The organism is Agrobacterium sp. rho-8.1, assembly GCF_033957725.1.
GTDB lineage: Bacteria > Pseudomonadota > Alphaproteobacteria > Rhizobiales > Rhizobiaceae > Agrobacterium.
Map to the genome: position 1 here is coordinate 342372 of NZ_CP192788.1, position 24712 is coordinate 367083.

Consider the following 24712-nt stretch of genomic DNA (forward strand, 5'->3'; position numbering starts at 1 on the left):
TTTTTCCATGAAGAGAACCATGTTGGCGGCCGCCTTTGTGCTGGCGCCCTTTTTTGCCCAAGCCGAAACACTCAAGTTTCCCAGCGAAGCGCCCATCGCATCAGTCAAAATTCCCAATGACTGGGAGCCCAAAGAAACCGAGTCCGGCATTGACGCCACATCGCCCGATGCAGCGATCTACTTCTCGATCGACGTTGCCAGCGACAAGACCATGGACAAGGTCATTGACGATGCCATCAAGTTTCTCACGGATAATGGCGTAGAGATCGATGCCAATTCCAAGTCTGATTCCGGCGACGTCGATATTAACGGCATGAAGTTCGGCAGCATCGAGTTCGACGGTAAGGACGAGGACGGTCCCGTTGAAGTGTCGCTCGGCTTCGCCTCTCCAAGAGACGGAAAAATGCTGGTTGTGACCTATTGGGGTACAAAGGCCACGCAGGATGCGCATCACGCGGAATTGGTCGGCATTTTGCAGTCCCTAAAACCCGTCAAGTGAACCGTCCTGTCCTTCGGCACATGCCACGCCTATATCACTGTCTCGACTGAAATTCTCTGCGTCAGGTCAAAGGTCCGTCCGGCATGCCGACTGGCTTCGGAACTTGCTGTGGTGATTGGATGAAAGGCTGCATCCTTTTTCTAATTTCCGCGTTTGCTAACCATCTGCCGTCACGCCGTTATGTTGCGACGGCGCAAAGCAAGAGTGCGAGAGGAAAAGTGAATGAGGGCGCCGGTACGTTCCCATGGTTTCGACAAACCATCAGACCTTGAAGACGAACTTTCTGAACTGGACGATGATATGAGCACAACACCCAGAAAGCCCGCCATGCGCGCCAAGCCACCCGAGACAGCACCGGGCGGTGCCGATTTGAAAGAGGAATTGAGCGCACTGCGCCGTGACGTCGATGCCCTGCGCAAAGAGGTCGAGACGCTCCAATCGGCGCGCTCGCACCAGAAGCGCTCGTCCAGTCACAGCGCCGATATGGCAAACTGGCTACCTGTCGTCCGTTCGGTTGCGATCACGTCGATCGCCGGCCGCATCTTCGCGTCCTCGCCGGCTATGGCGCTACTTGTCGCTGCAGTGCCTTTTGCCTTGGGGCTATCTGCCGGATCGAAGTAACCGCAGACATCGTTTAAAAAACAAAGGCCCTGTCGGCTCTCGACAGGGCGTTTGTTTTATTTCATTGCAGCATCCAGTTTTGCTTTCCAGCCGCCATCGTCCAGTTGCTTGCGGACGAAATCATCGACTGCAGCTTTCAGCGCGGGGTCTTTTCGCACGAGATACGCGTTTTCGAAGTGTGTGAAAGGCTCTGCGACTTTCGCGGGGCACAGTACACCGGGGTGAAGCTTGGATTGAAGATCGACCTCTACGCCGTCGGTCACCATTACATCTGCTCTGTTGGCAGCAATCTCATCGAAAATCACACGGTTGTCCGGAAAGACCTCGATCTTGGCATTAGTGAAATGTTCATGGGCAAATTTGTCGTTCGTACCGCCCGGATTGACGATGACGCGTGTGGACGGCTGGTTGATGGCATCGATGCTTGAATACTTGGTCTGATCTTCGCACCGGGCGATCGGTCGCTTACCATCTTTGACGTTGGACACCGAAAAATCGCCGACCTCCGCGCGCGCCGGGTTGACGGTGATGCCGCCCACCAAAATGTCGAATTTGTTGGTCTTGAAGTCTTCTAGCAATGTCTTCCACGTGGTTGGCACGAACTCCGGCTTGACACCCAAAGATACCGCCAGTTCCTGTGCCATGGAGATATCGGCACCCGTCAGTTCACCGTTCGGGCTTCTGTAGCTGAAGGGTTTGTAGTCGCCGGTCGTTCCAATTTTCAAAACACCTGCCTGCTGGATGAGGGCAAGTGCGCTATCTTCCGCATGAGCAGAGGCCGTGGTCATAAAGGTTGCAATGATGAGTGCGAGCAATGACGTTTTCTTCATTAATGTGTTCCCCTGTGCTGTGTCATAATCAATACGGGCCGTTCCGTGTGGGCGATCGGAGGCCATCCTCATTTCTTGTTCAACGAAAAATGGGGCGCAAGCCAATTGTGTGTTTCGTCAAAGAGTTTCCTCTTTTTGCGATGATCTGAACATGGCTAGCAACGACGAAAAAACTGTCAAAAAAGTTTCGTCAAGCGCTTGCCATGGCCGAACAAGATGCTATAACCCCGCTCACTTCCGGGGCGGCAAGCTTCTCCGGCGCTGACCAAAAGCGAAGGTTCTGATTGAGCCTAGAGTGCCCGAATAGCTCAGTTGGTAGAGCAGCGGATTGAAAATCCGCGTGTCGGTGGTTCAAATCCGCCTTCGGGCACCATTTTTTACTGTCATTGAAATATCTGAAGTTGGGCTTGCGGCGTCTTGCTGGCATCGACGTATGTCGTCGCGGCTGTCCCAGAGGGATATGTGCGAAGAGCGTGGTGCCATCAGGTACGAATCAATCGGCTTGGCATTCCTACTCGGAATAAACCTCACCCGATGACGTGATGATCTGCCATTTGCCATCCACGCTGTTCATCGAGAGCAGGCGGCTGTCGTCAGGGAGGATCGAACCGATCTGGACGAGGAACATGCCGGATTTGTCTTCGATGAGTGCGCGGCCGTTCGAGACGTGCAGGAGCTTGAAGCGCGTACCGCCGGGGAAGGGCTGGGAAGGTCCGCTGTCGGTTTGGCTTTCGCCAGTCCCGCTCGTTGGAAGAGTTGCGGTTGTCATCGGATCGAGCTGCAATGCAGCTGTGTCGGCTTTGTTGTCGGGGGGCGTGTCTTTATCGAAGTGTGGCACAACAGCGGTCACTCCGCCGCCTTGGCGTTGCGGCACGTGCTTGAGCGCTTCCCAACCATTGCCGCTGATGCCGAATTTCTCCGGGTTGAAGAACACGTACCACGGCAGCGCAGCAGCTGTGGCTGCAATCACGAGGAGTCCGCCGGTCAGATATCGGTCGAAATCCCGGATAGACCGTCTTTGGCGTGCATCGCGGGCCAGATTTTCGTTAATTTTCGAATGGATCAGATTCATGGTCATCCCCGCCGCTGTAAAGGCGCTGGCTGGTTGTTGACGGGTGCGTTGCGCAAGGCATTTGCAAGCTCGGCATAGGCGTCGATAACGGTGCGGTCGCCCGGCGATTGCTTAAGCACATCGTAGACGAACGGAACCTGTTTGACGGCCATATCGAGTTCGGCGTCCACGCCGGGGCGATAGCCGCCGATCAGGCGTAAGTCCTTGGTTTCCTCATAATTGTGGATGAGTGATTTTAACCGCGAGACCAGCTTTTGCTGGTCGGGGGTCCAGGCCTTGTGCGACAGGCGCGAAATAGAGGCGAGCGGGTTGATCGGCGGATAGCGGCCCTCATCGGCCAGAGCGCGGTCCAGCACGATGTGTCCGTCGAGAATACCACGGGTCGAGTCGGCGATGGGGTCGTTGTGATTGTCTCCATCCACCAGAATGGAGATGATCGCGGTGACGGTGCCCGTGCCTTCCGGGCCGGGTCCGGCGCGCTCCAGCAAACGGGGCAATTCGGTGAAAACAGAGGCTGGATAGCCACGTGCAATAGGGGGCTCTCCCGCGGCAATGGCCACTTCGCGAATGGCATGGGCAAATCGCGTGATGCTGTCTGCGATGAAGAGGACGTTTTCACCCTTGTCACGAAAGTGCTCGGCAATCGTCATGGCCACCAGCGGCGCCATTTTGCGCAGCATAGGGCTCTCGTCGCTGGTCGCGACGATGGCGATGGATTTCTGCATGTTGTCGCCGAGCGTGTCCTCGATGAATTCACGAACTTCGCGACCACGCTCGCCGACAAGCGCAATGACGACCTTGTCGAACGCATCGGCGCGGGCAAGCATGGAAAGCAAAGTGGATTTACCGACGCCCGAGCCGGCGAAGATGCCCAGACGTTGACCGAAGCAAAGCGGTGTGAAGATGTCGATGGCTTTGACGCCGGTCCGGAAGCCCGAAATGACGCGGCTGCGCGTCATCGACGGTGGCGGCAGTGCCATGACCGAACGTTTTTTAGGTCCCTTCAGAAGAGGGCCTTTGTTGTCGATGGGTTTGCACAGCGAGTTGATGGTGCGCCCACACCAGCTGTCGTCAGGCTGAACGCGAAATTCGCCTTCGCGCAAGACCACATCGTTGACGCCGATCGGGTCACCAGGTTCGATGGGGCAAACATAGATCAGGTCCGGTTCGACACGAACCACTTCGCCCAGATGTAATCCTGTGGCGCTCTTGTGGACGACGAATTCGCCCAGCCTCACGTGTTCCGAAAGACCGCTGACCGTATAATGGCCCGCAGCGATGGTTCTGACCTTGCCGCCGCGGGACATCGGCATGCCAGCGGCGACCTGCGCCTCCATCATTTGCGCAAGTGCTTCCAGTTTCGGAAAGATGTTCTGCCGTGCCGGTGGCGCGACCAGTAGATCCGAATCCGTATCAGTGTCGATCTCGACTTGCGTGTCCATCTACGTCAATCGCCCGTTACTGTCCGCCACCAAGGGTGCGGATGGCCTGCGCAAAAGAATCTTCCGTCGACTTCATCAGCGAGGAAATGCCGTCGAAAGCGCGGTTGACCTGAACAAGCTGGGTCATCTGGCTGATGGCGTTGACGTTGGATTGTTCGACATAGCCCTGCAAAACACCGACAGCCGAATTGTCGACAACCGGCTGCGGCGCTTCGGAGAAGATGACGCCGCTGTTTTCATAACGCACGAAACCCTTGTTCGCATTGGCAGAAAACAGGCCGAGCTGGGCAACCGTGGTGCCATTTTGAACGATGCGGCCATCCGCACCGACGGTTGGCGTGCCACCGGCGGGGTTGAGTTGTATGGGCGCGCCACCAGCATCGATAACCGGATAGCCTTGTGTCGATACCAGTTCGCCGGTGACCGACATGGAGAAACGACCGTCCCGCGTCATCACCTGGCCGGCGGGCGTGTTGATGCCGAACCATCCATCGCCCTTGACGGCAAAATCCAGCGGGTTGCCGGTCTTGATCATTTCGCCGTTACGGGTCGAAAGATAATCGCTTCCCTGCGTCACGAAGGAAATGTCTGCCTTCAGATCGTTGCGCGTCTGGCTCATGACCTGGTCGAATTTCACTTCCGTACCGCGAAAACCGACCGTGTTCATATTGGCGATATTGTCGGCAATGGTTGTGAGGCGGCGTTCCAAGGCAATCTGGGAGGAAATGCCGACGTAAATTCCTGATTGCATGGTGCTCTCCTGTTCGGACAATGAAGAAAAGGCGCACTGCTTCACAGCAACCTCGTATCTGCCCAGAAACTAGAAGCGCTGGCTTGTGCGAGGCTTTTGGTCGCGACCATGGGATGAGGCGTCTGGTCTGAGCTGGCATTGTTTGGAATACGGGCTCGTAACCAGCGGTCGATAGCCAGCCTCGCACAAGGCATGTCACCTATCCCTGAAATGCGAAATTGGCATCAGACGCGAGCTTCAGATGAACATTCTTATCGGATTAGTGATTACCTTCGGCTGTATTATCGGCGGTTACATGGCCATGGGCGGCCACTTGAACGTGCTGTTCCAGCCATTCGAGCTTGTCATCATCGGCGGTGCGGGCATCGGCGGCTTCATCATGGCCAACCCCATGAAAGTGGTGAAGGACAGCGGTAAGGCACTTGGCGAAGCATTCAAGTTCGCCGTCCCCAAAGAGCGAAACTATCTGGATGTTCTGGGTGTCCTTTATTCGCTGATGCGCGATCTGCGGACGAAATCGCGCAACGAAATCGAAGCCCATATCGACAATCCGGAGGAATCCTCGATTTTCCAGACCGCACCATCGGTCTTGAAGAACAAGGAATTGACGTCCTTCATCTGCGACTATGTTCGCCTCATCATCATCGGCAATGCGCGCAGCCATGAGATCGAAGCGCTGATGGACGAAGAAATCGAAACCATTTTGCATGATAAGATGAAGCCCTATCACGCCATTACTGCGATGGGCGATTCCTTCCCCGCCATCGGTATCGTGGCCGCGGTTCTCGGCGTTATCAAAGCCATGGGCAAGATCAACGAATCGCCTGCGGTTCTGGGCGGCCTCATCGGTGCTGCACTCGTCGGCACCATGCTTGGCATCATCCTGTCCTATTCCATCTGTAATCCTCTGTCGGCGCAGATCAAGATCGTGCGCACCAAGCAGCACCGTCTCTACATCATCGTGAAGCAGACCTTGCTGGCCTACATGAACGGCTCGGTTCCGCAGGTTGCGCTGGAATATGGACGCAAGACCATTTCCAACTATGAGCGTCCGTCTATCGATGCCGTGGAGCAGGAAATGATGAACCCCGGTGGCGACCAGAAGGCGGCTTGATGATGGCAAATGTTGCCCAGACCAATGTCACGACCATGGAACCGGCACTTCTCGCGAAGTTGACGGGTGGCCTCGGCGACAGCAAGAAAGTCGCCAAGATCGGTGCTGATATCGGTCATCTGTACAGCAATTTTTTGCCCGACATCTTCCATAGCGAAACGGGCATTGCAATCGAGGTTGATTATGTGGGTTGCGAATCGGGCCTGATGACCGATCTTGTTCGCAAGCTCGGCAAGGATTTTGCAGTGGCAGACTGCTCGCTGCGCAACTGGTGCCCCAATTTCATGATGGCAACCAGCACGTCCTTCATCATGGCATTGATGGAACGGATGCTGGGGGCTGCCTCTGATACGGTCATTGAGGCTGAAGTGCGGGCGCTGTCGCAGATCGAGCTCGATCTTGCCGCGCTTGTCATGGGACGCATTGGTGATGTGCTGCGCTCTGGCGTCAACGCGCAAGGCGGGTTCGAGACAACGGTCAATGCGCCCTTCAATGGCAATGGCAAAAGCGCTTTCGAAGAGGCCATGGCCGCACAATTCGGCATGCTCGTTCGCCTGAAGGTGGAGATCGGCAAGGTCGCCAGCGAGTTCGTACTGGTCATTCCTCAGCGTACGCTGTTGAAGACGGCGATCGTCGCGCCGAAACCATCGGCGCAGGCGATGAGGAAACAGGAAGAATGGGTAGAGATGATTTCCGAGCAGGTCAAACGCTCGCAGGTCACGCTCGAAGCTAAGATACGGCTGCAGAGCCTGACCCTGAAAACGATCTCGCGGCTGGTGGCAGGTGACGTCATTCCGTTCCGTGACATCCGCCAGGATGACATCTGCGTCGAAGTCAGCGCCAATGGCGCGAATATGTACAATTGCGAATTCGGTCGCGCAGGCGACCGATACACCGTTCGGGTAAAGAATAACGTCTCCACGGATGACGAAATTCTCAGGCATTTGATGGGTTGAATCCTGAACGTGCCTCTCCACGAGGCATGGGCAGCTTGACGCAAGTTTCAAAGGGAATAATTAGCGCATGGCTACGAAAAAGACACCAAAACCCGAAGACGATTTGATGGCGTCGCTCAATGATCCAGCCGATCTGGACCAAGCGATCGGCGATCTGCGCGGTGTGCTGAAAAGTGATTCGGAAGGATCGCTGTCTGACTTCGGCGATTTTGGCGACTTCGGCTCACCTGCTGCCGAACCGGAAAGCAACGATCTTGCTGCTTTCGGCGGTGGCATGGATACATTCGGAATGTCCGAGTTCGGCTCTGCCGAACCGGTCATGGGATCGCCATCGCCTCTGGGCAGCGGCCTGTCCGACAATCTCGATCTGATCATGGACATCCCCATCGATGTGCAGATCGTTCTGGGCACCAGCCGCATGCTGGTTTCCGGATTGATGGGACTGGAAGAAGGTGCGACGATCGCTCTTGAGCGCAGAATCGGCGAGCCTGTTGAAATCATGGTGAATGGCCGGTGCATCGCACGTGGCGAAATCACCGTTCTGGAAGACGATGATACACGGTTCGGCGTGAAGCTGATCGAAGTTTTGAGTACGAAGAAAGCCTAATCCCTGTGGGGACGGAGAGGAAAGACCATGATGGACTTTGAAGATTTCGGTAACCCTTTAGCAGGGAAACCGTTGTCTCAGGCCGATAAGGCCGCCGCCGTACTTCTGGCGATGGGAAAAGGCGTGGCCGGGAAACTCCTCAAGTTTTTCACGCAGGCCGAGTTGCAGACCATCATCAATTCAGCCCAGACGCTGCGGGTCATTCCTCCCGATGAACTCGCAGTGATCGTGGCCGAATTCGAAGACCTGTTTACCGAAGGCACTGGCCTCATGGACAATGCCAAGGCCATCGAGAGCATTCTCGAAGAAGGATTGACACCGGAAGAGGTCGACGGTCTTCTCGGTCGCCGCGCGGCATTCCAGTCCTACGAGGCATCGATTTGGGACCAGCTGCAGGATGCAGACCCGCTGATCATCGGCAAGTTCCTGATGCGCGAACATCCACAGACCATTGCCTATATCCTGTCGATGCTGCCATCGTCTTTCGGTGCAAAGGTTCTTCTGATCATTCCCGACGAGCAGCGCGCCGACATCATGAACCGTACGGTCAACATGAAGGAAGTCAGCCCCGCTGCGACCCAGATTATTGAAAAGCGTGTGTTGAACCTGATCGTGGAACTCGATGCAGAGCGCAACGCAGCCGGTTCGACGAAGGTTGCCGACCTCATGAACGAACTCGACAAGCCACAGGTCGATACCCTGCTCAGCTCTCTCGAGACGCTCAGCAAGGAAGCTGCCAACAAGGTCAAGCCGAAGATCTTCCTGTTCGAAGACCTTCTCTACATGCCGCAGCGCAGCCGCGTTCTTCTGCTCAACGACGTCTCCGCCGACATTCTCACCATGGCGCTTCGCGGCGCCACGATGGAAATCAAGGAATGTGTGTTGTCGTGCATCAGCCCGCGTCAGCGTCGCATGATCGAATCCGATCTGGCCGTGCCTACGGCATCGCTCAACACCCGCGAAGTGGCGATTGCTCGCCGCGCGGTTGCTCAGGAAGCGATCCGTCTGGCCAATTCGGGCCAGATATTGCTCAAGGAAGCCGTGGCGGCGGAGCAAGCCGCAGCGGCCTGATCCCTCGCCGGTTGATAACCCTGTGTGGTAGCGACGGGTGGGTTGCGGGCAAAGGTTGGCCTCTGTAACCTGTCGATGACGGCCTGCCGATTCCGGCGGGCCTTTTTTGTGCAGGGGACGTGTCTTGTCAGACGGCGAAGACAAAGACAGTAAAACAGAAGAACCCACAGAAAAGAAGATGACCGATGCGTTGGAGAAGGGCAATGTCCCCTCATCGCACGAAGCGTCTCTCTTCGCTTCGACGCTCGCTTTTTATATCTATCTCGTTTTCTTCGTTCCCGACGGCATCAAGAGACTGAGCGAAACGTTAAAAGACATCATAGAACGACCCGAACAATGGCGCATGAACACCGCCGCCGACATGGTGTCTCTGGGGCTGCACCTTGCCAAGGAAGCCAGCGCGCTTCTGATGCCCGCCGCGATCATGCTTATCATCTTCGGTCTGGGGCAATCTTTCGCACAGAATCTGCCGCAATTCGTTCTGGACCGGATCACCCCTCAGGCGTCACGGATATCCGTCGTTAAAGGCTTTCAGCGCATCTACAGCGTCAATGGCATGGTCAATTTCGGCAAGTCGCTGTTCAAGGTGGTTGTCGTTGCGATCATCATGGTCATGGTTTTGAAGAGCGATTACTACAATCTTCTCAACGCCCTGATGGTAGACCCGCATAGCATCATGACGACAGGCTATGAAATCCTGAAAAAAATGGTGATCGTTGTTCTGTTTTCCACGGGCATTCTGGCCGTGGTTGACTATTTCTGGACCAATTATAAATGGCACAGCGACCTGCGCATGACCAAGCAGGAAATCAAGGACGAACACAAGCAATCCCAGGGTGATCCGGTCGTGAAGGCGCGTCAGCGTTCTATCGCACGTGACAGGGCTCGTCGTCGCATGATGGATGGTGTCCCGCGTGCTACTCTGATCATCACCAACCCGACTCACTATGCGGTTGCCCTGCGCTACGTGAAGGAAGAAAGCGACGCGCCCATTGTCGTTGCAAAGGGTCAGGATCTGATCGCGCTCAGAATCCGAGAGATCGCCACTGAGAATGGAATTCCGATTTTTGAGGACCCGCCACTTGCCCGCTCCATGTTTGCGCAAGTCTCGGTAGATAGTGTCATACCGTCAGTATTTTATAAGGCAGTCGCGGAACTTATTCATAAGGTTTACGCCACGCGCCAAAGCAAAAGACGGGTAAACTGATCAGTATGAAAAAGTGCTCATATTCGGCTGAGAGAGAAGAAATATTGGCTCGCGCGATTAGCCCAGTGGCCGCCGAGCTTCGTTTAATCGATGCGGGAGATCTGATCTCCCTGTTGAAGTTTGAGTATTACAGCAGCCTGTCCGATCTCGTGGATTCGGCTGCGGAGCTTTATTTCCACCCGGGTACCGTCTATTTTGGAATTGGCGGCGATTATTCGCTCGATTGGGACACCTATCCCGAAATCACGCTGGATCTGGAAATCAAGCCGAAAGGCGTGACCATCTATGCGCAGTTGATGCTGGGCAAGGACCAGGCTTGTGTGAATATCAATCACATCAATTTCCAGAACCCGTCCAACGATCCGAACGAAAATACGGCGTTTCTGGCCGATAGTCTGCGACACGCGACCTTCTACCGAACAACCGACGTTCCCGCCGCGACCATCACGCATTAGGCGCTCTGGCCTTCCACGATGAGCCCATCAATAAGCTGCCACCGAGGATCGCAACCGGTTCTCGGTGGTAGCCATTCCCCTATGTCAAAAGGGCTAGCCCAAAATATAACCTGACAACCGGTCTGCCGCGTCCTCGATCTGTGCCGGATCGCGCAGGAAGCAGGCGCGCAGGAAGAGTTCGCCACCCGCACCAAAGGCAGTGCCGGGAGCCAGACCCACGCCGACCTTGTCGACGATGTCGAAGGCAGCGGCGCGGCTATCGGTAACACCATCGATCTTCAGAAACGCGTAGAGCGCACCATCGGGTTTCAGGGTTTCGACGCGATTTGTGGCAATCAATGCATCGCACAAGATGTCACGCGATCTGGCGGCGCGGGCAAAGTTCTGTTTGATGAACTCGTCCCCATGATCGAGCGCCGCAATAGCGCCACGCTGCATGAACTGGGCCACGCCCGATGTGGAATACTGGATCAGATTTTCGATGACCTGACCGATCTCCGTCGGCGCCGCCAGCCAACCGACGCGCCAGCCTGTCATCGACCAATTCTTGGAAAACGAATTGGCAAAGATGATGCGGTCGTCCTCTTCCTTGATATCCAGGAACGAGGGCGCTCGACCTCCGACATAGTGGTAAAGCGCGTAAATCTCGTCAGCGATGATCCAGAGATTATGCTTGCGCGCGAGAGTGAGAATATCACGCAAATTGTCGAGCGTGGCTGTCCAGCCGGTTGGGTTCGATGGCGTGTTGATGAACAGTGCCTTCGTCTTTGGTGTAATCGCCTGTTCCAGCTTGCTGATGTCGATATCCCATTTGCCATTGGTGAAATCGATGCCGACGGGAACAGCTCTGGCACCAGCCACGCCGATTGCCGCGACGATGTTCGGCCATGTCGGGGTCAGATAGATCATCTCATTACCCGGCGAGGTCAGCGCCTGCACGGCGAGCACGATCGCCTGCATGCCGGAGCCGGTGACATAAAAATGGTCGGATGAGAGTTTGGCTGCAAAATGGCGCTGGTAATAGCGGCTGAGAGCGTCGCGCAGTTCAGGAATGCCGCGCTGCCACGTGTAGAACGTCTCGCCACCCGTCAGCGCGTCTGCGGCGGCCTGTGCGATAAACGCGGGCGTTGGCAGATCTCCTTCGCCAACCCAGAGCGGCAAAAGATTTTCGCGCGCATGAGCGTATTTCTTGACCTCGACGATACCGCTTTCAGGCGCAGCCAGCGAGCGGGCACTCAGACTTTTCAGAATCGACATGAAAAAAGGCACTCCAGTGTGAGTGCCTTCTTAGCGCATGAGACGCCTGTCGTGCATGATATTCCGTGAAGAGATAACGGATTTTTCTGATGGATCAGGCGCGGTTGTTATCAGCTGTTTTCAGGAGATCGCGGATTTCCATGAGAAGCCGGACGTCTTCCGGTGGCGGTGCTGGTTCTTTCTTTTCCTCGATCTTCTGCCGCTCGACCGACGAGCGGAGTTTGTTCACGCCCTTGACCATAAGGAAGATGATCCAGGCGAGGATGACGAAGTTGATGACGACGGTGAGGAAGTTACCATACGCAAAAACCGCACCCTGCTCGCGTGCAGCGGCAAGCGACGCGGCTGTTACTTTTGAGCTGAGTGGCAGAAAGTAATTGGCGAAATCGAACCCGCCGAAGACAGCGCCGACAACCGGCATGATCAAATCGTTGACCACCGACTCGACGATCTTGCTGAAGGCCGCACCGATGATGACACCCACGGCCAGGTCCATGACATTGCCACGGGCGATAAAGGTTTTAAATTCGTTGAGCATTTCAGATGTCCCTCTTTCAAGCCCTCTGTTGGCCAGTACGCATTGCACGGCCGGTACACAATACCATTCAATTTTCGAATGTGCAGATATACGCTGTAAAAAACCTGAGGTTTCATCGTCTTAAACTTTATAACAAGTCTCTGCCAATTCTCATTTTCCCGGAACTGTCCTATGCTTAAGGTGGCGAGGATGAGGGAGAGAACCGTCAAGTGCTTCCGGGCTGGGTCATATTCGTATCTGCATTTGCCTATATTCTGCTATTGTTTGCGGTAGCGAGTTATGGCGATGCCAAGAGCCGTCAGAAGTCAGCCTCCAAGAAGGGCAGGCCCGTCGTCTATGCGCTGAGCCTTGCGATCTACTGCACCTCATGGACTTACTTTGGAGGCGTTGGGCTGGCATCCGAACGCGGGCTAGAGTTTCTCGGCATCTACACCGGCCCGATCCTCGCCTTCACGCTAGGGATGCCCATCCTTCGGCGCATCGTGGAACTGGCGAAAGCCGAGAAGCTGACATCTGTTGCCGACTTCATCGCCGCCCGTTATGGCAAGAATCCAACGGTCGCCACGCTGGTATCGATCATCGCGCTGGTGGGAGCCATCCCCTATATCGCCTTGCAGCTAAAATCCGTGTCCAACTCTGTCGCGGCCATGGTGGACCCGAGCGATTATGGCATCGGTAGCGGCAACCTCTATTTTCTTGATCTGCCCCTGCTGGTTACGGTCGTGATGGCCGGGTTTGCCGTCATTTTCGGAACGCGCCACACCGATGCGACGGAGCATCAGGACGGGCTGATCCTCGCCATCTCGATGGAATCGGTGGTGAAGCTGGTGGCGATCTGCACGGCGGGCGTCTATGTCGTCTTCTTCCTGTTCGATGGTCCAACGCAGCTCTGGCGATTGGCGTCCGAGAACAGCCAGGTCATGCAGGCCATGTCCTACCAGACGCCGATCAGCCGTTGGATCGTGCTGACGCTGCTCTCGGCTTTCGCCATCATCCTTTTGCCGCGCCAGTTCCATGTAACAGTGGTGGAGAACCGTACGCCGAACGAGTTGCGCATGGCGGGCCTGCTGTTTCCGCTCTACCTCATCGCCATCAACATCTTCGTATTGCCAATTGCCATTGCCGGTCTGCTGACGCTGGGTGGTAGCGGTGACGCCGACCTTTATGTGCTGCAATTACCTTTGGTCAACCAGATGCCCGTGGTGTCGCTTATCACTTTCATCGGCGGCTTTTCGGCGGCGACGGCCATGGTCATCGTTGCCTCTGTGGCATTGTCCATCATGGTGTCGAACGACATTGTGATGCCGATTTTCCTGCGACAGAAATTGTTACATCGCTCGTCGCATCGCGATGATTTTGCCAAGACCCTGCTCAATATACGCCGCACTGCAATTTTTGCGGTTCTGTTGCTTGGCTATGCCTATTATCGCGCGGCAGACAGTGCGTCTGGTCTTGCATCGATAGGCCTATTGGCCTTTGCAGCCATCGCGCAAATGGCACCATCGCTGTTGGGAGGGCTCATATGGCGTCGCGCCAATGCGCGTGGCGCAATAGCGGGCTTGAGCTCAGGCTTCCTCATCTGGGGCTATCTACTCTTTCTTCCAAGCCTCGGCGGGCCCGATAACTCCCATATTGCAGCAACTGTCTTGAGCTTCCTGTTCCCCGGAACGACACTGTTCAACGGTCCAGGCGCCGATCCGCTTGTCAATGCCGTCACGCTCAGCCTGTTGATCAATTGCGCCGCATTCGTACTCGGATCTCTGTCGCGTAACCCACGCCCGGTCGAGCGGATTCAATCTGGCATCTTTGTAAAGCGCCATTCCAAGTCACAATTCGCGACCCGTGGCTGGAAAACGCGCGTCAGTGTGGGCGATCTGAAGACGGCGGTTGCGCGCTATCTCGGCGAAGAAAGGATGTTGCGCTCGCTGTCGGCTTACGAAAAGACAGCGGGGCGCAAGTTGGAGGACGATCAACCGGCGGACATGGCGCTCATCCATTTTTCGGAACAGTTGCTGGGCAGTGCGATCGGCTCGTCCTCTGCGCGGTTGGTGTTGTCGCTGATCTTGCAAAAGGCAGAAGATACCAGCGCCGATACGGTCTGGCTGCTGGATCAGGCCAGCGAAGCGCTGCAATATAATCAGGACATGCTTCAAACAGCGCTGGCCCAGATGGATCAGGGTATTGCCGTTTTCGACAGTTCCCAGCAACTGACCATCTGGAACCGGCGCTTCCGCACGCTGCTGGATCTGCCGGAGCAGTTCGGGAGGGTAGGGCTGCCGCTCAACGAGATCGTGGCCATGCTGGAGGAGCGTGGTGATATCGCGGCGGGTCAGCAGGCGCACACCATCGATCTGTTTCTGACGATGGACATGCCGTTTTCGCTTGTGTTCGCGGGTGGTGCACGCATCATCGAAGTGCGCTCGAACGCGATGCCGGACAAGGGTATTGTCGCAACCTTCACCGATATCACCCAGCGTGTGGCGAGTGATCAGGCGCTCAAGCAGGCTAATGAAACGCTGGAGCAACGTGTGGAGGAACGGACCGGCGAATTGACCCGCGTGAACCACGAATTGGCCGAAGCGCGTGCGGCGGCTGATGAGGCCAATATCGGCAAGACCCGCTTTTTTGCCGCAGCAGGCCACGACATTCTCCAGCCATTGAATGCTGCCCGTCTGTACTCGTCGGCGCTTGTCGAGCGGGTGGGAGCGTCGGAAAACGGGTCTCTCGTCCAGAATATCGACTCGGCACTGGAATCGGTGGAAACCATTCTCGGTGCGGTTCTCGACATATCCCGTCTTGATACCGGCTCGATGAAGCCGCGCGTGGCCTCTGTGCCGCTAAACGATCTGTTCAAACGCATCGAAACGGATTTTGCGCCGATGGCGCGGGAAAGAAACCTCGAACTTATCGTCATGCCTACAACTTTGACGGTGAAATCCGATATCAATCTGCTGCGACGGCTCGTTCAGAACCTCGTATCCAATGCCATCAAATATACAGTGACCGGCAAGGTCGTTGTCGGCGTCCGCCGTCGGGGTAAGGAGGCGGTCATTCAGGTGTCGGATTCCGGCATCGGCATTCCGTCCTCCAAGTTCCGCACCATCTTCAAGGAGTTCGCGCGGCTTGACGAAGGGGCAAAGACGGCGGCGGGGCTCGGCTTGGGCTTGTCGATTGTGGACCGGCTGTCACGCATCCTGCACCACCCCGTCCACCTGTCGTCCATTCAGGGCAGGGGAACGACGTTTCGAGTTCACCTTCCCCGCGAACTGACCCATGGTCGTCAATCAAAAGCCGTGGAGCGCAATGCACCGCGAGCGATTGCCCAGCAAATGAAAGGCTTTCGCATCCTGTGCATCGACAATGAACCGAAGATATTGGAAGGCATGGCCCTGTTGATGTCCGGTTGGGGGTGCGAGGTGCAACAGGCAGCCTCGCTTGCCTCCATCTACGAGAGGATGGGGCATCAGATCGAGCCTCCGGATATGATCATCGCCGATTATCATCTTGACGATGGCGATGGCGTAGATGCGGTGCTTCGGCTCCGACGCCTGTATCAGAGAGATATTCCTGCGTTGCTCATCACAGCTGACCGCACCCCTGACGTCCGTGCGCAGGCGGAAAAAGAGGGGATTGCTGTGCAGCATAAACCTGTCCGGCCCGCAGCTCTTCGCGCCTATATCAATCAGGTGTTCAGCGTGACGCGGGCAGCGGCGGAGTAAAACGGAAAAGGCCGCCCGTTATTGGGCGGCCTTTCAAGTCCATTGGGAAATCAGCGAGTGGCTTATGCAGCGCGGTTGTAGCGAGCCTGCTGCTGGTTTGGCTGGCCGATCTGGAAGCGTTGGACGAGACCCAGCAGGGCTTCGACTTCTTCCGATAGCATCTGGGTTGCCGCGCTGGACTCTTCCGCCATGGCGGCGTTCTGCTGGGTCATCTGGTCCATCTGATTGACGGAGCTGTTGACTTCCTGAAGCGCGGACGACTGGTCGGCCGTTGCCGTCGCGATGGTTTCAACGTGCTTGCTGACGACGACGATCTGCTGGCTGATGTCGGACAGAACCTGCCCGGCCTCCTGGACCAGATGAGCGCCTGTGCCGACTTCGTTGGTGGACTGGTTGATCAGCGTTTTGATTTCGCGGGCGGCATCGGCCGAACGCTGGGCAAGCTCGCGAACTTCCTGCGCCACAACCGCAAAGCCCTTGCCGGCTTCACCGGCACGCGCAGCCTCGATACCGGCATTCAACGCCAGAAGGTTGGTCTGGAAGGCGATGTCGTCGATGACCTCGATGATCTGCTCGATTTTCTTGGAAGCATCTTCGATACGGCCCATCGCGTCGATGGCGTTCTTGACGACGGGGCCAGAACTGTCGGCGCTCTTTTGCGTGATACGAACAGCCTGATTTGCTTCACGAGCACGTTCGGCAGAAGATTTTACGGTAACAGTGATCTCTTCGACGGCGGCTGCAGTCTGTTCCAGTGAAGCAGCCTGTGATTCCGTGCGCCGCGACAGGTCGTTGGAAGACTCGCGCATCTCCATGCCATTGGTCTGGATGACGAGCGTCCTATCACGGATTTGCACCAGAACGTCTTTCAGATTGGCAAGCGAGTTGTTGAAGTCCGAGCGCAACTGTTCCAGGCGACCGGAGAACGGCGTATCGATCGTCTGCGTCAGGTCACCCTGAGAAAGACGGGCAAGACCACCAGCAAGCTGGTTGACCGCATAGTCGATCTGACGGTCCGTTTCGCGTTTTTCGCTATCGTTGCGGTTACGTTCAGCCTCCGCCTCGGCCCGTTCCTCGACACTGCGTCCTTCCATGACGAGCTTTTCGTGCGCGTTGTCGCGGAAGACTTCCAGTGCACGTGCGATGTTGCCGAATTCGTTTTTGCGTTCGGTGTATGGAATATTGGTGTCGAGCTTGCCTTCCGACAGCGACTTGACCGCATTCGTCAGCAGGCCGAGTGGGCGGAGCGAACGGTTGATGGCAAAGTAGCCGAGCAGACCGAACACGAGCATAACGCCAACGCCGCACCACAGGACGATGTCACGCAATCCGTCGACATGTGACTGGTAGACCGCCATCGGGACGCCGACAAAGAGAATGCCGACTGTGCTGCCGGACTTGTTGAGTACGGGAAGATAGCCGGTCATGTAGTCGGTGCCAAAAAGCTTGGCTTCCCCAAAGTAGGACTCGCCCTTTGCCATTTTGGCATAGGCAGGATGATCAAGGGCAAGTTTGGTGCCGACAGCCCGTTCGCCTTTTTCATTTTTCACGTTGGTCGAGATACGCGTGTAATCTGTACCCTGGGTCTGGAAGACGGTGGCAACACCACCGTTGGCGGTACCCGTACGATCCACGAGGTCGAAATCAAGCAGGGTTCCGATGCTGGGTCGGCTGACGGATTTCAAATCGCCGTTTTCGATAGCAACCGTTGCTCCACCGACTTTCATCTCATAGAGAATAGCCATGCTTCTGACAGCACGACGCGTGTCCATGAGTGCGCTCTCCATCACGTCTTGCTTCAGACGGATGTAGGTCGAAGTACCAACGGCAAAAATGCCAAGAAAAATAAGCGCGATAGTCAGACAAACCATCTGAACAACTATCGATCTCGAAAAGAAACTCGTCATACATATGTCCCCGAGAAATACTGAATTTTGCCACAATGCAGAAAAAAAGTTAAAATTCAGGGAACGTTTTTCTAAGTCAACATGCGGTATCATTGCGTTTTAGAATTGACTTCTTCAGCACCAAATATTGAAATGATTGTATTGTCATGTGATTTCTTGCGTCTTCAAAAGCTGACATTTCAGCCCGTCCGAAACGCCCATTTCATCCTGTCAAATCAGAGCAACGTCTTCATTTTGCATTTGCCTGCAAGGCTCAAAGGCTTTGACGACTGTTCGGGTCCTGCTCGGCACGGTCGCGATAGAGAGCGGCACGGCCCAATAGCATCAGAGAAACAGGCGTGGTAACGGTCATGAAAATACCGATGAAGATTTCTTGAAAGACCGGGCGTTCGCCTGACACCGAAAAATAGATGACCGATGCGATGACGATGCCGCCTGTTCCCCAGCTCGTGCCAAGGGTTGGGGCATGCAGACGTTCATAGAAGCTCTGCAACTTGGCAAAGCCGATCGTTCCTATGAGCGTGAGGGATGAACCAAGCAGAACGAAAAAGGCGACGAGGATGGCGGCCCAAAGGGGGAATTCGGCAGCGCTGTTCATTCAATCACTTCTCCACGCATCATGAATTTCGAAAGCGCCACGGTCGAGACAAATCCTAGAATAGCGATCAGCAGGGCGGCGGTGAAATAGACGTCGTTGCCGGTGCGAAGCCCAAACAGCAGAACCAGCAGCATGGCGCTGACATAAAGCGTATCGACGCCCAGTACCCGGTCCTGCGCGCGCGGGCCGATGGCGATGCGATAGACGGATAGCGCCATGGCGCTTGCGAGAAATAACTGGGCGATCGAAAACGACCAGAAAAGGATAACCGAACTCATTCGAATATCTCCATCAGCAATTTTTCATAACGGCCTTTGATAAGGTTATGCCAATAGGCCTCATTCATTTCGTCCAACACGTGGATCAGAAGCGTGCCTTGAGACGAATTATACTCAAGCCAGGCGCTTCCCGGTGCTGCTGTCAGCACGACAGCCAGAATCGAAAGCCCCATCGGGTCTCGGAGTTCAAGAGGCAGCGTCAGAAAGCCTGAGCGTATCTTTCGATCGCGCCGGAACAGGATGATCGATGCAACCGTGATGTTGGAGCGGATGATATCGTAAAGGACGATAAACATCAGCTTCACCAGCAGATGCCAGTTTCGAATGCGCGGCTTCGGTGGGCGCAGGGATGCCATGGCCCAGGATGCCAGGATGGCGACGATCGTACCCAGCAACAGATGACCGGTCGAGAAGCCATTGATCGTCAGCCAGAAGAAGATGAGCGAAAGTGTCAGCAGCGGATAGGGCAGGATACGGGTGATCATGGCGCTGTCCCCTGACCGTTGTCGGCCCGTGGAGCAGACATCACGCCTTGAATATAACTTTCGGGAAGGCTGCCGATACGTGCCGTTTCCTGCAGGTACTTCATGACCGGACCGGCTGCGATGGTCATTGCCAACGTTAAGGCCAAAAGCATCAGGACCGGCGCGATTTCAATGACGAGAACACGCGGTACAGTGCCTTCAAGTGACCCCCAGAAAGTACGAATACCGGCGCGCGTCATGGAAATCAGCGCGGCGAGGCCCGAGAAGACGATGAGGAAGACGAGCCACCAGGAGAGCGTCGAGACCGTATCGTTGGCGCCCAATCCTGATGGATTGAGTATGGCAGACAGCATCGAAAACTTGGCGATGAAACCAGATAGAGGCGGCAGGCCGGCCAGAAGAATGCCACAGGCTGCGAAACAGACGCCGAGCACTGCCATGGTGCCGGGCATGGTAACGCCGACCTCGTCTTCTTCTTCGTCCTCTTCACCTTCGCCGTAAGCTTCCATCGTCACAGCCAAAACGTTGGCACCAGCGTCCTGCCCGCGCTCGACGAGCTCGATCAGCATGAAAAAGGCGCTGATCGTCAGCGTCGAACTGATAAGGTAATAAAGCGCACCGGAAGCCACGAGGGGATTGCCCGTCCCCATCGCAGCCAGAAGCGTTCCCGAAGACACGAGAACAGAAAAGCCGGCAAGGCGGCCCAAGGCCTGTGAGGCCAGCACCCCTATGGTGCCGAACACGATGGTGGCGATACCGCCGACCAGAAGCGCATCATGACCGAAACCCGCCGAAGCGCCCGCCGTCTCTCCGAACAGGAGGAAGGACAGGCGCGCAATGATGTAGATTCCGACCTTGCTCATGATGGCGAAAATGGCGGCAACAGGTGCCGATGCAGCGGTGTAGGCCGTGGGTAGCCAAAAATTCAAAGGCCACATGCCGGCCTTGACCAGGAAGGCTACGCCAAGCACGGCAGCGCCGGTCTCCAGCAGCATGCGCTGGTCCGGGTTGAGACCGGCGATACGCTGGGCCAGATCACCCATGTTGAGGGTGCCGGTGACGCCATAGATGAGGCTGACGCCGATCAGGAAAAACAGGGCAGCAACAAGGTTTATGGCGATGTAATGCAGACCGGCCTTGACGCGCAACGGCCCCGAGCCGTGCAACAGGAGGCCATATGAGGCTGCCAGCATAACCTCGAAGAAGACAAACAGATTGAACAGATCGCCCGTCAGAAATGCGCCGTTCACGCCCATCAGCATCAGATGAAAAAGCGAATGGAAATGCGCACCTGCTTTGTGCCACTTCGCCAACGAATAGATAAGGGAGGGAATGGCGAGCAGCGCCATCAGCAGAACCATAAGTCCGGAAAGCCGGTCCGCGACCAGAACGATACCGAAGGGCGCAGGCCAGTTGCCGAGAAGATAGACGCCGGTCGAAATGACGGCAGCAACTTCCGTGTTGATCGTCGAATTGACCTCGATGAACAGGGTGATAGCAACTGCCAGCAGAATGAAGGTCGAGATAAGGCTGACAGCGGCTTTCGTGGAGCGCTTGCGCTCGTCGATGAACAGCAGGATGGCGCCAGTCATCAGCGGCACCAATATCGGTGCGACGACGATATGAGCGGGGAAGAAATTCACTTCGTTTCCCTCCCGTCGACATGGTCGGTGCCGGTCAGTCCGCGTGCCGCCAAGAGCACGACGAGAAAGAGTGCGGTCGTTGCAAAGCCGATGACGATGGCTGTCAGCACAAGTGCTTGTGGGACGGGATCCGCCAGTGTCGATGTGATGACACCCTCAAGCAGCAATGGCGGTGCATTGGTCTTGATGCCGCCCACGCCGAAGATGAAGAGGTTGACGGCATAGGACAAAAGCGAAAGGCCGATGATGACCTGATAGGTGCGCGGACGCAGGATGAGCCAGACACCAGATCCGGTCATCACACCGATCCCCAGGGCAAGAATGAGTTCCATTACGCCTCCTCCGCTTTTGAGGTGTCAGGCACACGTATTTTGTAGTTACGCAGCGATTGGTGCGCCAATGCTATCAGGATAAGGACCGTCGCACCGACGACGAGGGCAAAAACGCCGAGGTCGAACAGCAGCGCCGTCGCAGTCGGCATTTTACCGATATAGGGGATGTCAGTGTATTGGAAATAGGATGTGAGAAAAGGGTATCCAAGGAACCACGACCCCATGCCCGTTGCTGCCGACATCAACAGACCGAACCCCATCCAGCGCAACGGCAGAATGCGGATGCGGTCTTCCGCCCAGCGGGTGCCACCGGCCAGATATTGCAGAAGAAATGCGACAGCCATGGTGATGCCTGCCGAGAAGCCACCGCCCGGAAGATCATGGCCTCTTATGAACAGGTAGATCGAGAAGGTCACGATGACAGGGAACATCCACTGCATGATAACCGAAGGGACCAGCAGGTAATCGCGAACCGTGTCACCCTTGCTGCGTTCCGGGCTGTCGGCATCGAACGCATTTTGAATGAGCTGTTGTTCCGGCAGACCGATGCTTTCCTGAGCAGGACGGAAACGACGCAGCAGCGAGAAGACGGTGAGACCGACGATGGCGAGAACCGCAATTTCACCCATGGTGTCGAACCCACGGAAATCGACCAGAATGACGTTGACGACATTCCTTCCACCACCCTCGCTATAGGCTTTATCGAGGAAGTAGTTGGCGATGGTGTTTGGCACGGGCAGCGTCATGACGGCAAAAGCAATGATGCTCATGCCGATTCCGCAGAAGACGGCAAGCAGAAAATCGCGCCCGCGACGAAGCTGCGACGGTAGTTCGTTGTTGTTGTCGACCTTGACCATACGTTTGGGCAGCCAGCGTAGGCCCAGCAGAATGAGAACGAGTGTGACGATTTCGACCAACAACTGCGTGATGGCCAGATCGGGTGCCGAAAGCCACACGAAGGTAAGGCAGGTAACGAGACCGGAGACGCCCAGCATGACGAGCGCAGCCAGCCGGTGATATTTCGCCTGCCATGCGGCACCCATGGCGGCAATCATCCCGATGCCCCACAGAATCGCGAAAATCGGATCAAAAGTCGTCACAGCTGGAAGTGTCAGCGAGAAATTGGACGATGCGAGCGGTGAGAAACCGGCAACCAGCGCCACCAATATCAGCATTCGCAGTTGTGGTTGCAACCGGCGTGTACCCAGCCTGCTTTCAGCCCAGCGCGCCCATTTCCAGGAAACGGTCACCATGACGCGCTCGAAAATACGCTGCCCGCGCAGATGACGGAAGAACGGTGGACCATCATCGCAGCGGGCGAAATAACCACCCAGCAAAGCGTAGATCGCAACGCCACCAGCGAACGCCACGAAGCTCATGATTAGTGGAAGGTTGAAACCGTGCCAGATCGACAGGCTATAGACCGGGGTCTGAGGTCCAAGCACCGACAGCACCGCCGAATGCAGGAAAGGACCAATAGATAGGCTGGGGACCACGCCGACGATCAGGCAGGCCAGCACCAGAAACTCGATGGGAAAACGCATCCAGCGCGGCGGTTCGTGGGGCTTGGGGTTCGGAATATCATGTGGGGGCGGTCCGAAGAAGACCGTGTGGATGAAGCGCAGCGAATAGGCGACAGCAAAGGCGCCAGAAAGCGTTGCGACATAGGGAAGCGCCTTGTCCAGCAGAGAATCCGCGTGGGTTTCGACGGATTCCGCAAAGAACATTTCCTTCGACAGGAAGCCGTTGAACAAAGGAACCCCTGCCATCGCCGCACTGGCTGCCATGGCAAGTGTGGCTGTCGCGGGTAGAAATCGATAAAGCCCGCTCAATCGCCGCATGTCCCGCGTGCCGGTCTCATGGTCGATAATCCCGGCCGCCATGAAAAGAGATGCCTTGAAGGTGGCATGGTTCATCATGTGGAAGATGGCGGCAACTGCAGCCAGAGGGCTTCCAAGGCTCAAAAGCGTGGTGATGAGGCCGAGGTGGCTGATCGTGGAGTATGCGAGCAGCCCCTTCAGATCCTGCTGGAACATGGCGAAGTAAGCGCCGAGCAGCAGGGTGATGATACCGCAGAAACCGAGCAGCCAGAACCACTCCGGTGTTCCCGCCAGAACCGGCCATAGCCTTGCCAGTAGAAACACGCCAGCTTTCACCATGGTGGCGGAGTGCAGATAGGCGGAAACCGGTGTTGGCGCCGCCATCGCATTGGGAAGCCAGAAGTGGAACGGGAACTGCGCGCTCTTGGTCAGTGCGCCGATGAGGATGAGAACAAGTGCGGGAACATAGAGCGAGTGCGCTCTGATATCGGCTCCCTTGGCGATGATGTCGTCGAGATCGTAGCTGCCCGCCATATGACCGAGGATCAAAAGCCCTGCGAGAAGGCAGAAACCGCCGATACCGGTGACGGTGAGCGCCATACGTGCGCCATCGCGGGCCGTGGCATTGTGGTGCCAATATCCGATCAGCAGGAATGAGAAGATGCTTGTCATTTCCCAGAAGATTGACAGCAAGATCACGTTTCCCGAGAGAACAATGCCCAGCATCGAGCCCATGAAGGACAGAAAGAACGCGAAAAAGCGTGGAATGGGATCGTCTGCAGACATGTAATAGCGTGCGTAAAGAACCACCAGAAATCCGATGCCGGTGATCAATACGGTGAACATCCAGGCGAATGCGTCCAGCCGGAGCGTAAAATTCAGACCAAGCTGTGGAAGCCACTCTACATCGTATTTGAGAACCGCACCGCCTTTGACGCTGCTGTACAGCAAAATGGCCGTGACGAGGCTGAAGAGAGCGATGCCGCCTGCAACCAGCGCAGGCGCACGGGCCGCGCCATCTCTCGGCATCATCGCAGTCACGATGCTGCCGATAAAGGGGAGGGCAATCAGAATGGGAAGGAGAACGTCAAGACTCATATAGGATGGCAATTTTCTGGCGTTAAGATATGACAGTTTTTGTGCCCGTCAGCTTCGCCAATTCCGTCAAGGACGAAAACAATTGGCCACGACGGTTATGAGATCCTTCGGGGTGGTCCGCGAGACGAGACTGTCCGGGTGAGATGAAAACCATGCGCATGGAATTGCATGTCTTCTGCCCCGATTTGGTCCTTCATGTCGCCCGATACCAGTGCCGGGCTCGGTAAAAATGGATAAACAAAATCGTGATCAACTGATCGATCGTAAGACGTCCAGCGTGCTACGCCATCGCGCTGTGCAATGGTTGCGTCTTGCTCCAGCCATGCGGCTGCTTGAGGTCGTTGAGACGATTCAAGTCGATGGAGTTTTGCTGCAAGAGTAACGCTGGCACTCGCCTGAATCCCCATGAAGA

General features: G+C 56.0%; 22 protein-coding genes and 1 tRNA gene. 10 read left to right on the forward strand and 13 right to left on the reverse strand.

Annotated elements, in window-relative coordinates:
- Nucleotides 1-7 precede the first annotated feature (7 nt).
- Together RMR21_RS01730 and RMR21_RS01735 are read left to right on the forward strand one after the other, a co-directional pair.
- Nucleotides 8-499, forward strand: coding sequence for a histidine kinase (locus RMR21_RS01730; protein ID WP_498669008.1), 492 nt, complete (start codon nt 8-10; stop codon nt 497-499).
- Between the two features lie 222 nt (nt 500-721).
- The gene (locus tag RMR21_RS01735) at nt 722-1120 is read left to right on the forward strand and encodes a hypothetical protein (RefSeq protein WP_498669009.1); all 399 of its coding nucleotides are present in this window, start codon (nt 722-724) and stop codon (nt 1118-1120) included.
- Nucleotides 1121-1176: 56 nt separating this feature from the next.
- On the opposite strand, the gene RMR21_RS01740 is transcribed toward RMR21_RS01735, so the two are convergent.
- A complete protein-coding gene (locus tag RMR21_RS01740; RefSeq protein WP_498669010.1) occupies nt 1177-1950 on the reverse strand; it encodes a transporter substrate-binding domain-containing protein in 774 nt (257 codons plus the stop codon).
- A gap of 297 nt (nt 1951-2247) precedes the next feature.
- Between RMR21_RS01740 and RMR21_RS01745 the strand changes: the two genes are divergently transcribed.
- Nucleotides 2248-2323 (forward strand) — tRNA-Phe (locus tag RMR21_RS01745).
- A 138-nt stretch (nt 2324-2461) separates the two neighbouring features.
- Here RMR21_RS01745 and RMR21_RS01750 read toward each other — a convergent pair.
- The 3 genes from RMR21_RS01750 to flgF all read right to left on the reverse strand — a co-directional run bounded on the left by RMR21_RS01750 (nt 2462) and on the right by flgF (nt 5215).
- Nucleotides 2462-3022 (reverse strand): flagellar protein, encoded by a 561-nt coding sequence (locus RMR21_RS01750; RefSeq protein WP_498669011.1) that lies wholly within the window; start codon nt 3020-3022, stop codon nt 2462-2464.
- 2 nt (nt 3023-3024) lie between these two features.
- On the reverse strand, nt 3025-4362 hold the full coding sequence (gene fliI / locus RMR21_RS01755) for a flagellar protein export ATPase FliI (RefSeq protein WP_498670211.1): 1338 nt from the start codon (nt 4360-4362) through the stop codon (nt 3025-3027).
- Nucleotides 4363-4480: 118 nt separating this feature from the next.
- On the reverse strand, nt 4481-5215 hold the full coding sequence (gene flgF / locus RMR21_RS01760) for a flagellar basal-body rod protein FlgF (protein ID WP_498669012.1): 735 nt from the start codon (nt 5213-5215) through the stop codon (nt 4481-4483).
- A 241-nt stretch (nt 5216-5456) separates the two neighbouring features.
- Between flgF and motA the strand changes: the two genes are divergently transcribed.
- The 6 genes from motA (at nt 5457) to RMR21_RS01790 (ending at nt 10625) form a co-directional block, all read left to right on the forward strand.
- A complete protein-coding gene (gene motA, locus RMR21_RS01765; protein ID WP_045229929.1) occupies nt 5457-6329 on the forward strand; it encodes a flagellar motor stator protein MotA in 873 nt (290 codons plus the stop codon).
- Nucleotides 6326-7285 carry a FliM/FliN family flagellar motor switch protein gene (locus RMR21_RS01770; protein WP_498669013.1) on the forward strand — a complete coding sequence of 320 codons (960 nt, stop codon included), beginning with the start codon at nt 6326-6328 and terminating at the stop codon, nt 7283-7285. Before motA ends, RMR21_RS01770 begins: the two co-directional genes overlap by 4 nt.
- Nucleotides 7286-7352: 67 nt before the next feature.
- On the forward strand, nt 7353-7892 hold the full coding sequence (fliN, locus tag RMR21_RS01775) for a flagellar motor switch protein FliN (protein WP_498669014.1): 540 nt from the start codon (nt 7353-7355) through the stop codon (nt 7890-7892).
- A 27-nt stretch (nt 7893-7919) separates the two neighbouring features.
- Nucleotides 7920-8963 (forward strand): flagellar motor switch protein FliG, encoded by a 1044-nt coding sequence (fliG, locus tag RMR21_RS01780; protein ID WP_498669015.1) that lies wholly within the window; start codon nt 7920-7922, stop codon nt 8961-8963.
- 124 nt (nt 8964-9087) lie between these two features.
- Complete coding sequence (gene flhB, locus RMR21_RS01785; protein WP_498669016.1) at nt 9088-10170, forward strand: flagellar biosynthesis protein FlhB; 1083 nt, start codon at nt 9088-9090, stop codon at nt 10168-10170.
- Nucleotides 10171-10175: 5 nt separating this feature from the next.
- On the forward strand, nt 10176-10625 hold the full coding sequence (locus tag RMR21_RS01790; RefSeq protein ID WP_498669017.1) for a BspJ family T4SS effector nucleomodulin: 450 nt from the start codon (nt 10176-10178) through the stop codon (nt 10623-10625).
- A gap of 93 nt (nt 10626-10718) precedes the next feature.
- Here the strand turns inward: RMR21_RS01790 and RMR21_RS01795 are convergent, their stop codons facing one another.
- Both RMR21_RS01795 and mscL read right to left on the reverse strand, forming a co-directional pair.
- Entirely contained in the window at nt 10719-11882 is a 1164-nt protein-coding gene (locus tag RMR21_RS01795; RefSeq protein WP_498669018.1) for a pyridoxal phosphate-dependent aminotransferase, read from the reverse strand.
- Nucleotides 11883-11976: 94 nt separating this feature from the next.
- Complete coding sequence (mscL, locus tag RMR21_RS01800; protein WP_498669019.1) at nt 11977-12420, reverse strand: large conductance mechanosensitive channel protein MscL; 444 nt, start codon at nt 12418-12420, stop codon at nt 11977-11979.
- 209 nt (nt 12421-12629) lie between these two features.
- Between mscL and RMR21_RS01805 the strand changes: the two genes are divergently transcribed.
- Nucleotides 12630-16139, forward strand: coding sequence for a PAS domain-containing hybrid sensor histidine kinase/response regulator (locus RMR21_RS01805; RefSeq protein WP_498669020.1), 3510 nt, complete (start codon nt 12630-12632; stop codon nt 16137-16139).
- Nucleotides 16140-16201: 62 nt separating this feature from the next.
- On the opposite strand, the gene RMR21_RS01810 is transcribed toward RMR21_RS01805, so the two are convergent.
- The 7 genes from RMR21_RS01810 to RMR21_RS01840 form a co-directional block, all read right to left on the reverse strand.
- Nucleotides 16202-18046 (reverse strand): methyl-accepting chemotaxis protein, encoded by a 1845-nt coding sequence (locus RMR21_RS01810; RefSeq protein WP_498669021.1) that lies wholly within the window; start codon nt 18044-18046, stop codon nt 16202-16204.
- 253 nt (nt 18047-18299) lie between these two features.
- Nucleotides 18300-18644, reverse strand: a complete 345-nt coding sequence (mnhG, locus tag RMR21_RS01815; RefSeq protein WP_174152062.1) for a monovalent cation/H(+) antiporter subunit G — start codon at nt 18642-18644, stop codon at nt 18300-18302.
- Entirely contained in the window at nt 18641-18922 is a 282-nt protein-coding gene (locus RMR21_RS01820) for a K+/H+ antiporter subunit F (protein ID WP_498669022.1), read from the reverse strand. The genes mnhG and RMR21_RS01820 overlap by 4 nt, the downstream gene beginning before the upstream one ends.
- Nucleotides 18919-19407, reverse strand: coding sequence for a Na+/H+ antiporter subunit E (locus RMR21_RS01825; protein ID WP_498669023.1), 489 nt, complete (start codon nt 19405-19407; stop codon nt 18919-18921). Before RMR21_RS01825 ends, RMR21_RS01820 begins: the two co-directional genes overlap by 4 nt.
- Entirely contained in the window at nt 19404-21050 is a 1647-nt protein-coding gene (locus RMR21_RS01830) for a monovalent cation/H+ antiporter subunit D (RefSeq protein WP_498669024.1), read from the reverse strand. The genes RMR21_RS01825 and RMR21_RS01830 overlap by 4 nt, the downstream gene beginning before the upstream one ends.
- Nucleotides 21047-21382, reverse strand: coding sequence for a Na+/H+ antiporter subunit C (locus RMR21_RS01835; RefSeq protein WP_174152066.1), 336 nt, complete (start codon nt 21380-21382; stop codon nt 21047-21049). The genes RMR21_RS01830 and RMR21_RS01835 overlap by 4 nt, the downstream gene beginning before the upstream one ends.
- Nucleotides 21382-24300: a monovalent cation/H+ antiporter subunit A gene (locus RMR21_RS01840; protein ID WP_498669025.1), complete on the reverse strand. Its 2919-nt coding sequence runs from the start codon at nt 24298-24300 to the stop codon at nt 21382-21384. Before RMR21_RS01840 ends, RMR21_RS01835 begins: the two co-directional genes overlap by 1 nt.
- Between the last annotated feature and the right edge of the window lie 412 nt (nt 24301-24712).

Bases quoted from the DNA above. Each gene is read 5' to 3' on its own strand.
- RMR21_RS01790 (WP_498669017.1), top strand. From the start codon at position 10,176: ATGAAAAAGTGCTCATATTCGGCTGAGAGAGAAGAAATATTGGCTCGC.
- RMR21_RS01740 (WP_498669010.1), bottom strand. From the start codon at position 1,950: ATGAAGAAAACGTCATTGCTCGCACTCATCATTGCAACCTTTATGACC.
- fliG (WP_498669015.1), top strand. From the start codon at position 7,920: ATGATGGACTTTGAAGATTTCGGTAACCCTTTAGCAGGGAAACCGTTG.
- fliI (WP_498670211.1), bottom strand. From the start codon at position 4,362: ATGATGGAGGCGCAGGTCGCCGCTGGCATGCCGATGTCCCGCGGCGGC.
- RMR21_RS01795 (WP_498669018.1), bottom strand. From the start codon at position 11,882: ATGTCGATTCTGAAAAGTCTGAGTGCCCGCTCGCTGGCTGCGCCTGAA.
- RMR21_RS01820 (WP_498669022.1), bottom strand. From the start codon at position 18,922: ATGAGTTCGGTTATCCTTTTCTGGTCGTTTTCGATCGCCCAGTTATTT.
- RMR21_RS01750 (WP_498669011.1), bottom strand. From the start codon at position 3,022: ATGAATCTGATCCATTCGAAAATTAACGAAAATCTGGCCCGCGATGCA.
- RMR21_RS01825 (WP_498669023.1), bottom strand. From the start codon at position 19,407: ATGATCACCCGTATCCTGCCCTATCCGCTGCTGACACTTTCGCTCATC.
- flgF (WP_498669012.1), bottom strand. From the start codon at position 5,215: ATGCAATCAGGAATTTACGTCGGCATTTCCTCCCAGATTGCCTTGGAA.
- RMR21_RS01810 (WP_498669021.1), bottom strand. From the start codon at position 18,046: ATGACGAGTTTCTTTTCGAGATCGATAGTTGTTCAGATGGTTTGTCTG.
- RMR21_RS01840 (WP_498669025.1), bottom strand. From the start codon at position 24,300: ATGAGTCTTGACGTTCTCCTTCCCATTCTGATTGCCCTCCCCTTTATC.
- RMR21_RS01730 (WP_498669008.1), top strand. From the start codon at position 8: ATGAAGAGAACCATGTTGGCGGCCGCCTTTGTGCTGGCGCCCTTTTTT.
- mnhG (WP_174152062.1), bottom strand. From the start codon at position 18,644: ATGAACAGCGCTGCCGAATTCCCCCTTTGGGCCGCCATCCTCGTCGCC.
- mscL (WP_498669019.1), bottom strand. From the start codon at position 12,420: ATGCTCAACGAATTTAAAACCTTTATCGCCCGTGGCAATGTCATGGAC.
- RMR21_RS01735 (WP_498669009.1), top strand. From the start codon at position 722: ATGAGGGCGCCGGTACGTTCCCATGGTTTCGACAAACCATCAGACCTT.
- fliN (WP_498669014.1), top strand. From the start codon at position 7,353: ATGGCTACGAAAAAGACACCAAAACCCGAAGACGATTTGATGGCGTCG.
- RMR21_RS01835 (WP_174152066.1), bottom strand. From the start codon at position 21,382: ATGGAACTCATTCTTGCCCTGGGGATCGGTGTGATGACCGGATCTGGT.
- motA (WP_045229929.1), top strand. From the start codon at position 5,457: ATGAACATTCTTATCGGATTAGTGATTACCTTCGGCTGTATTATCGGC.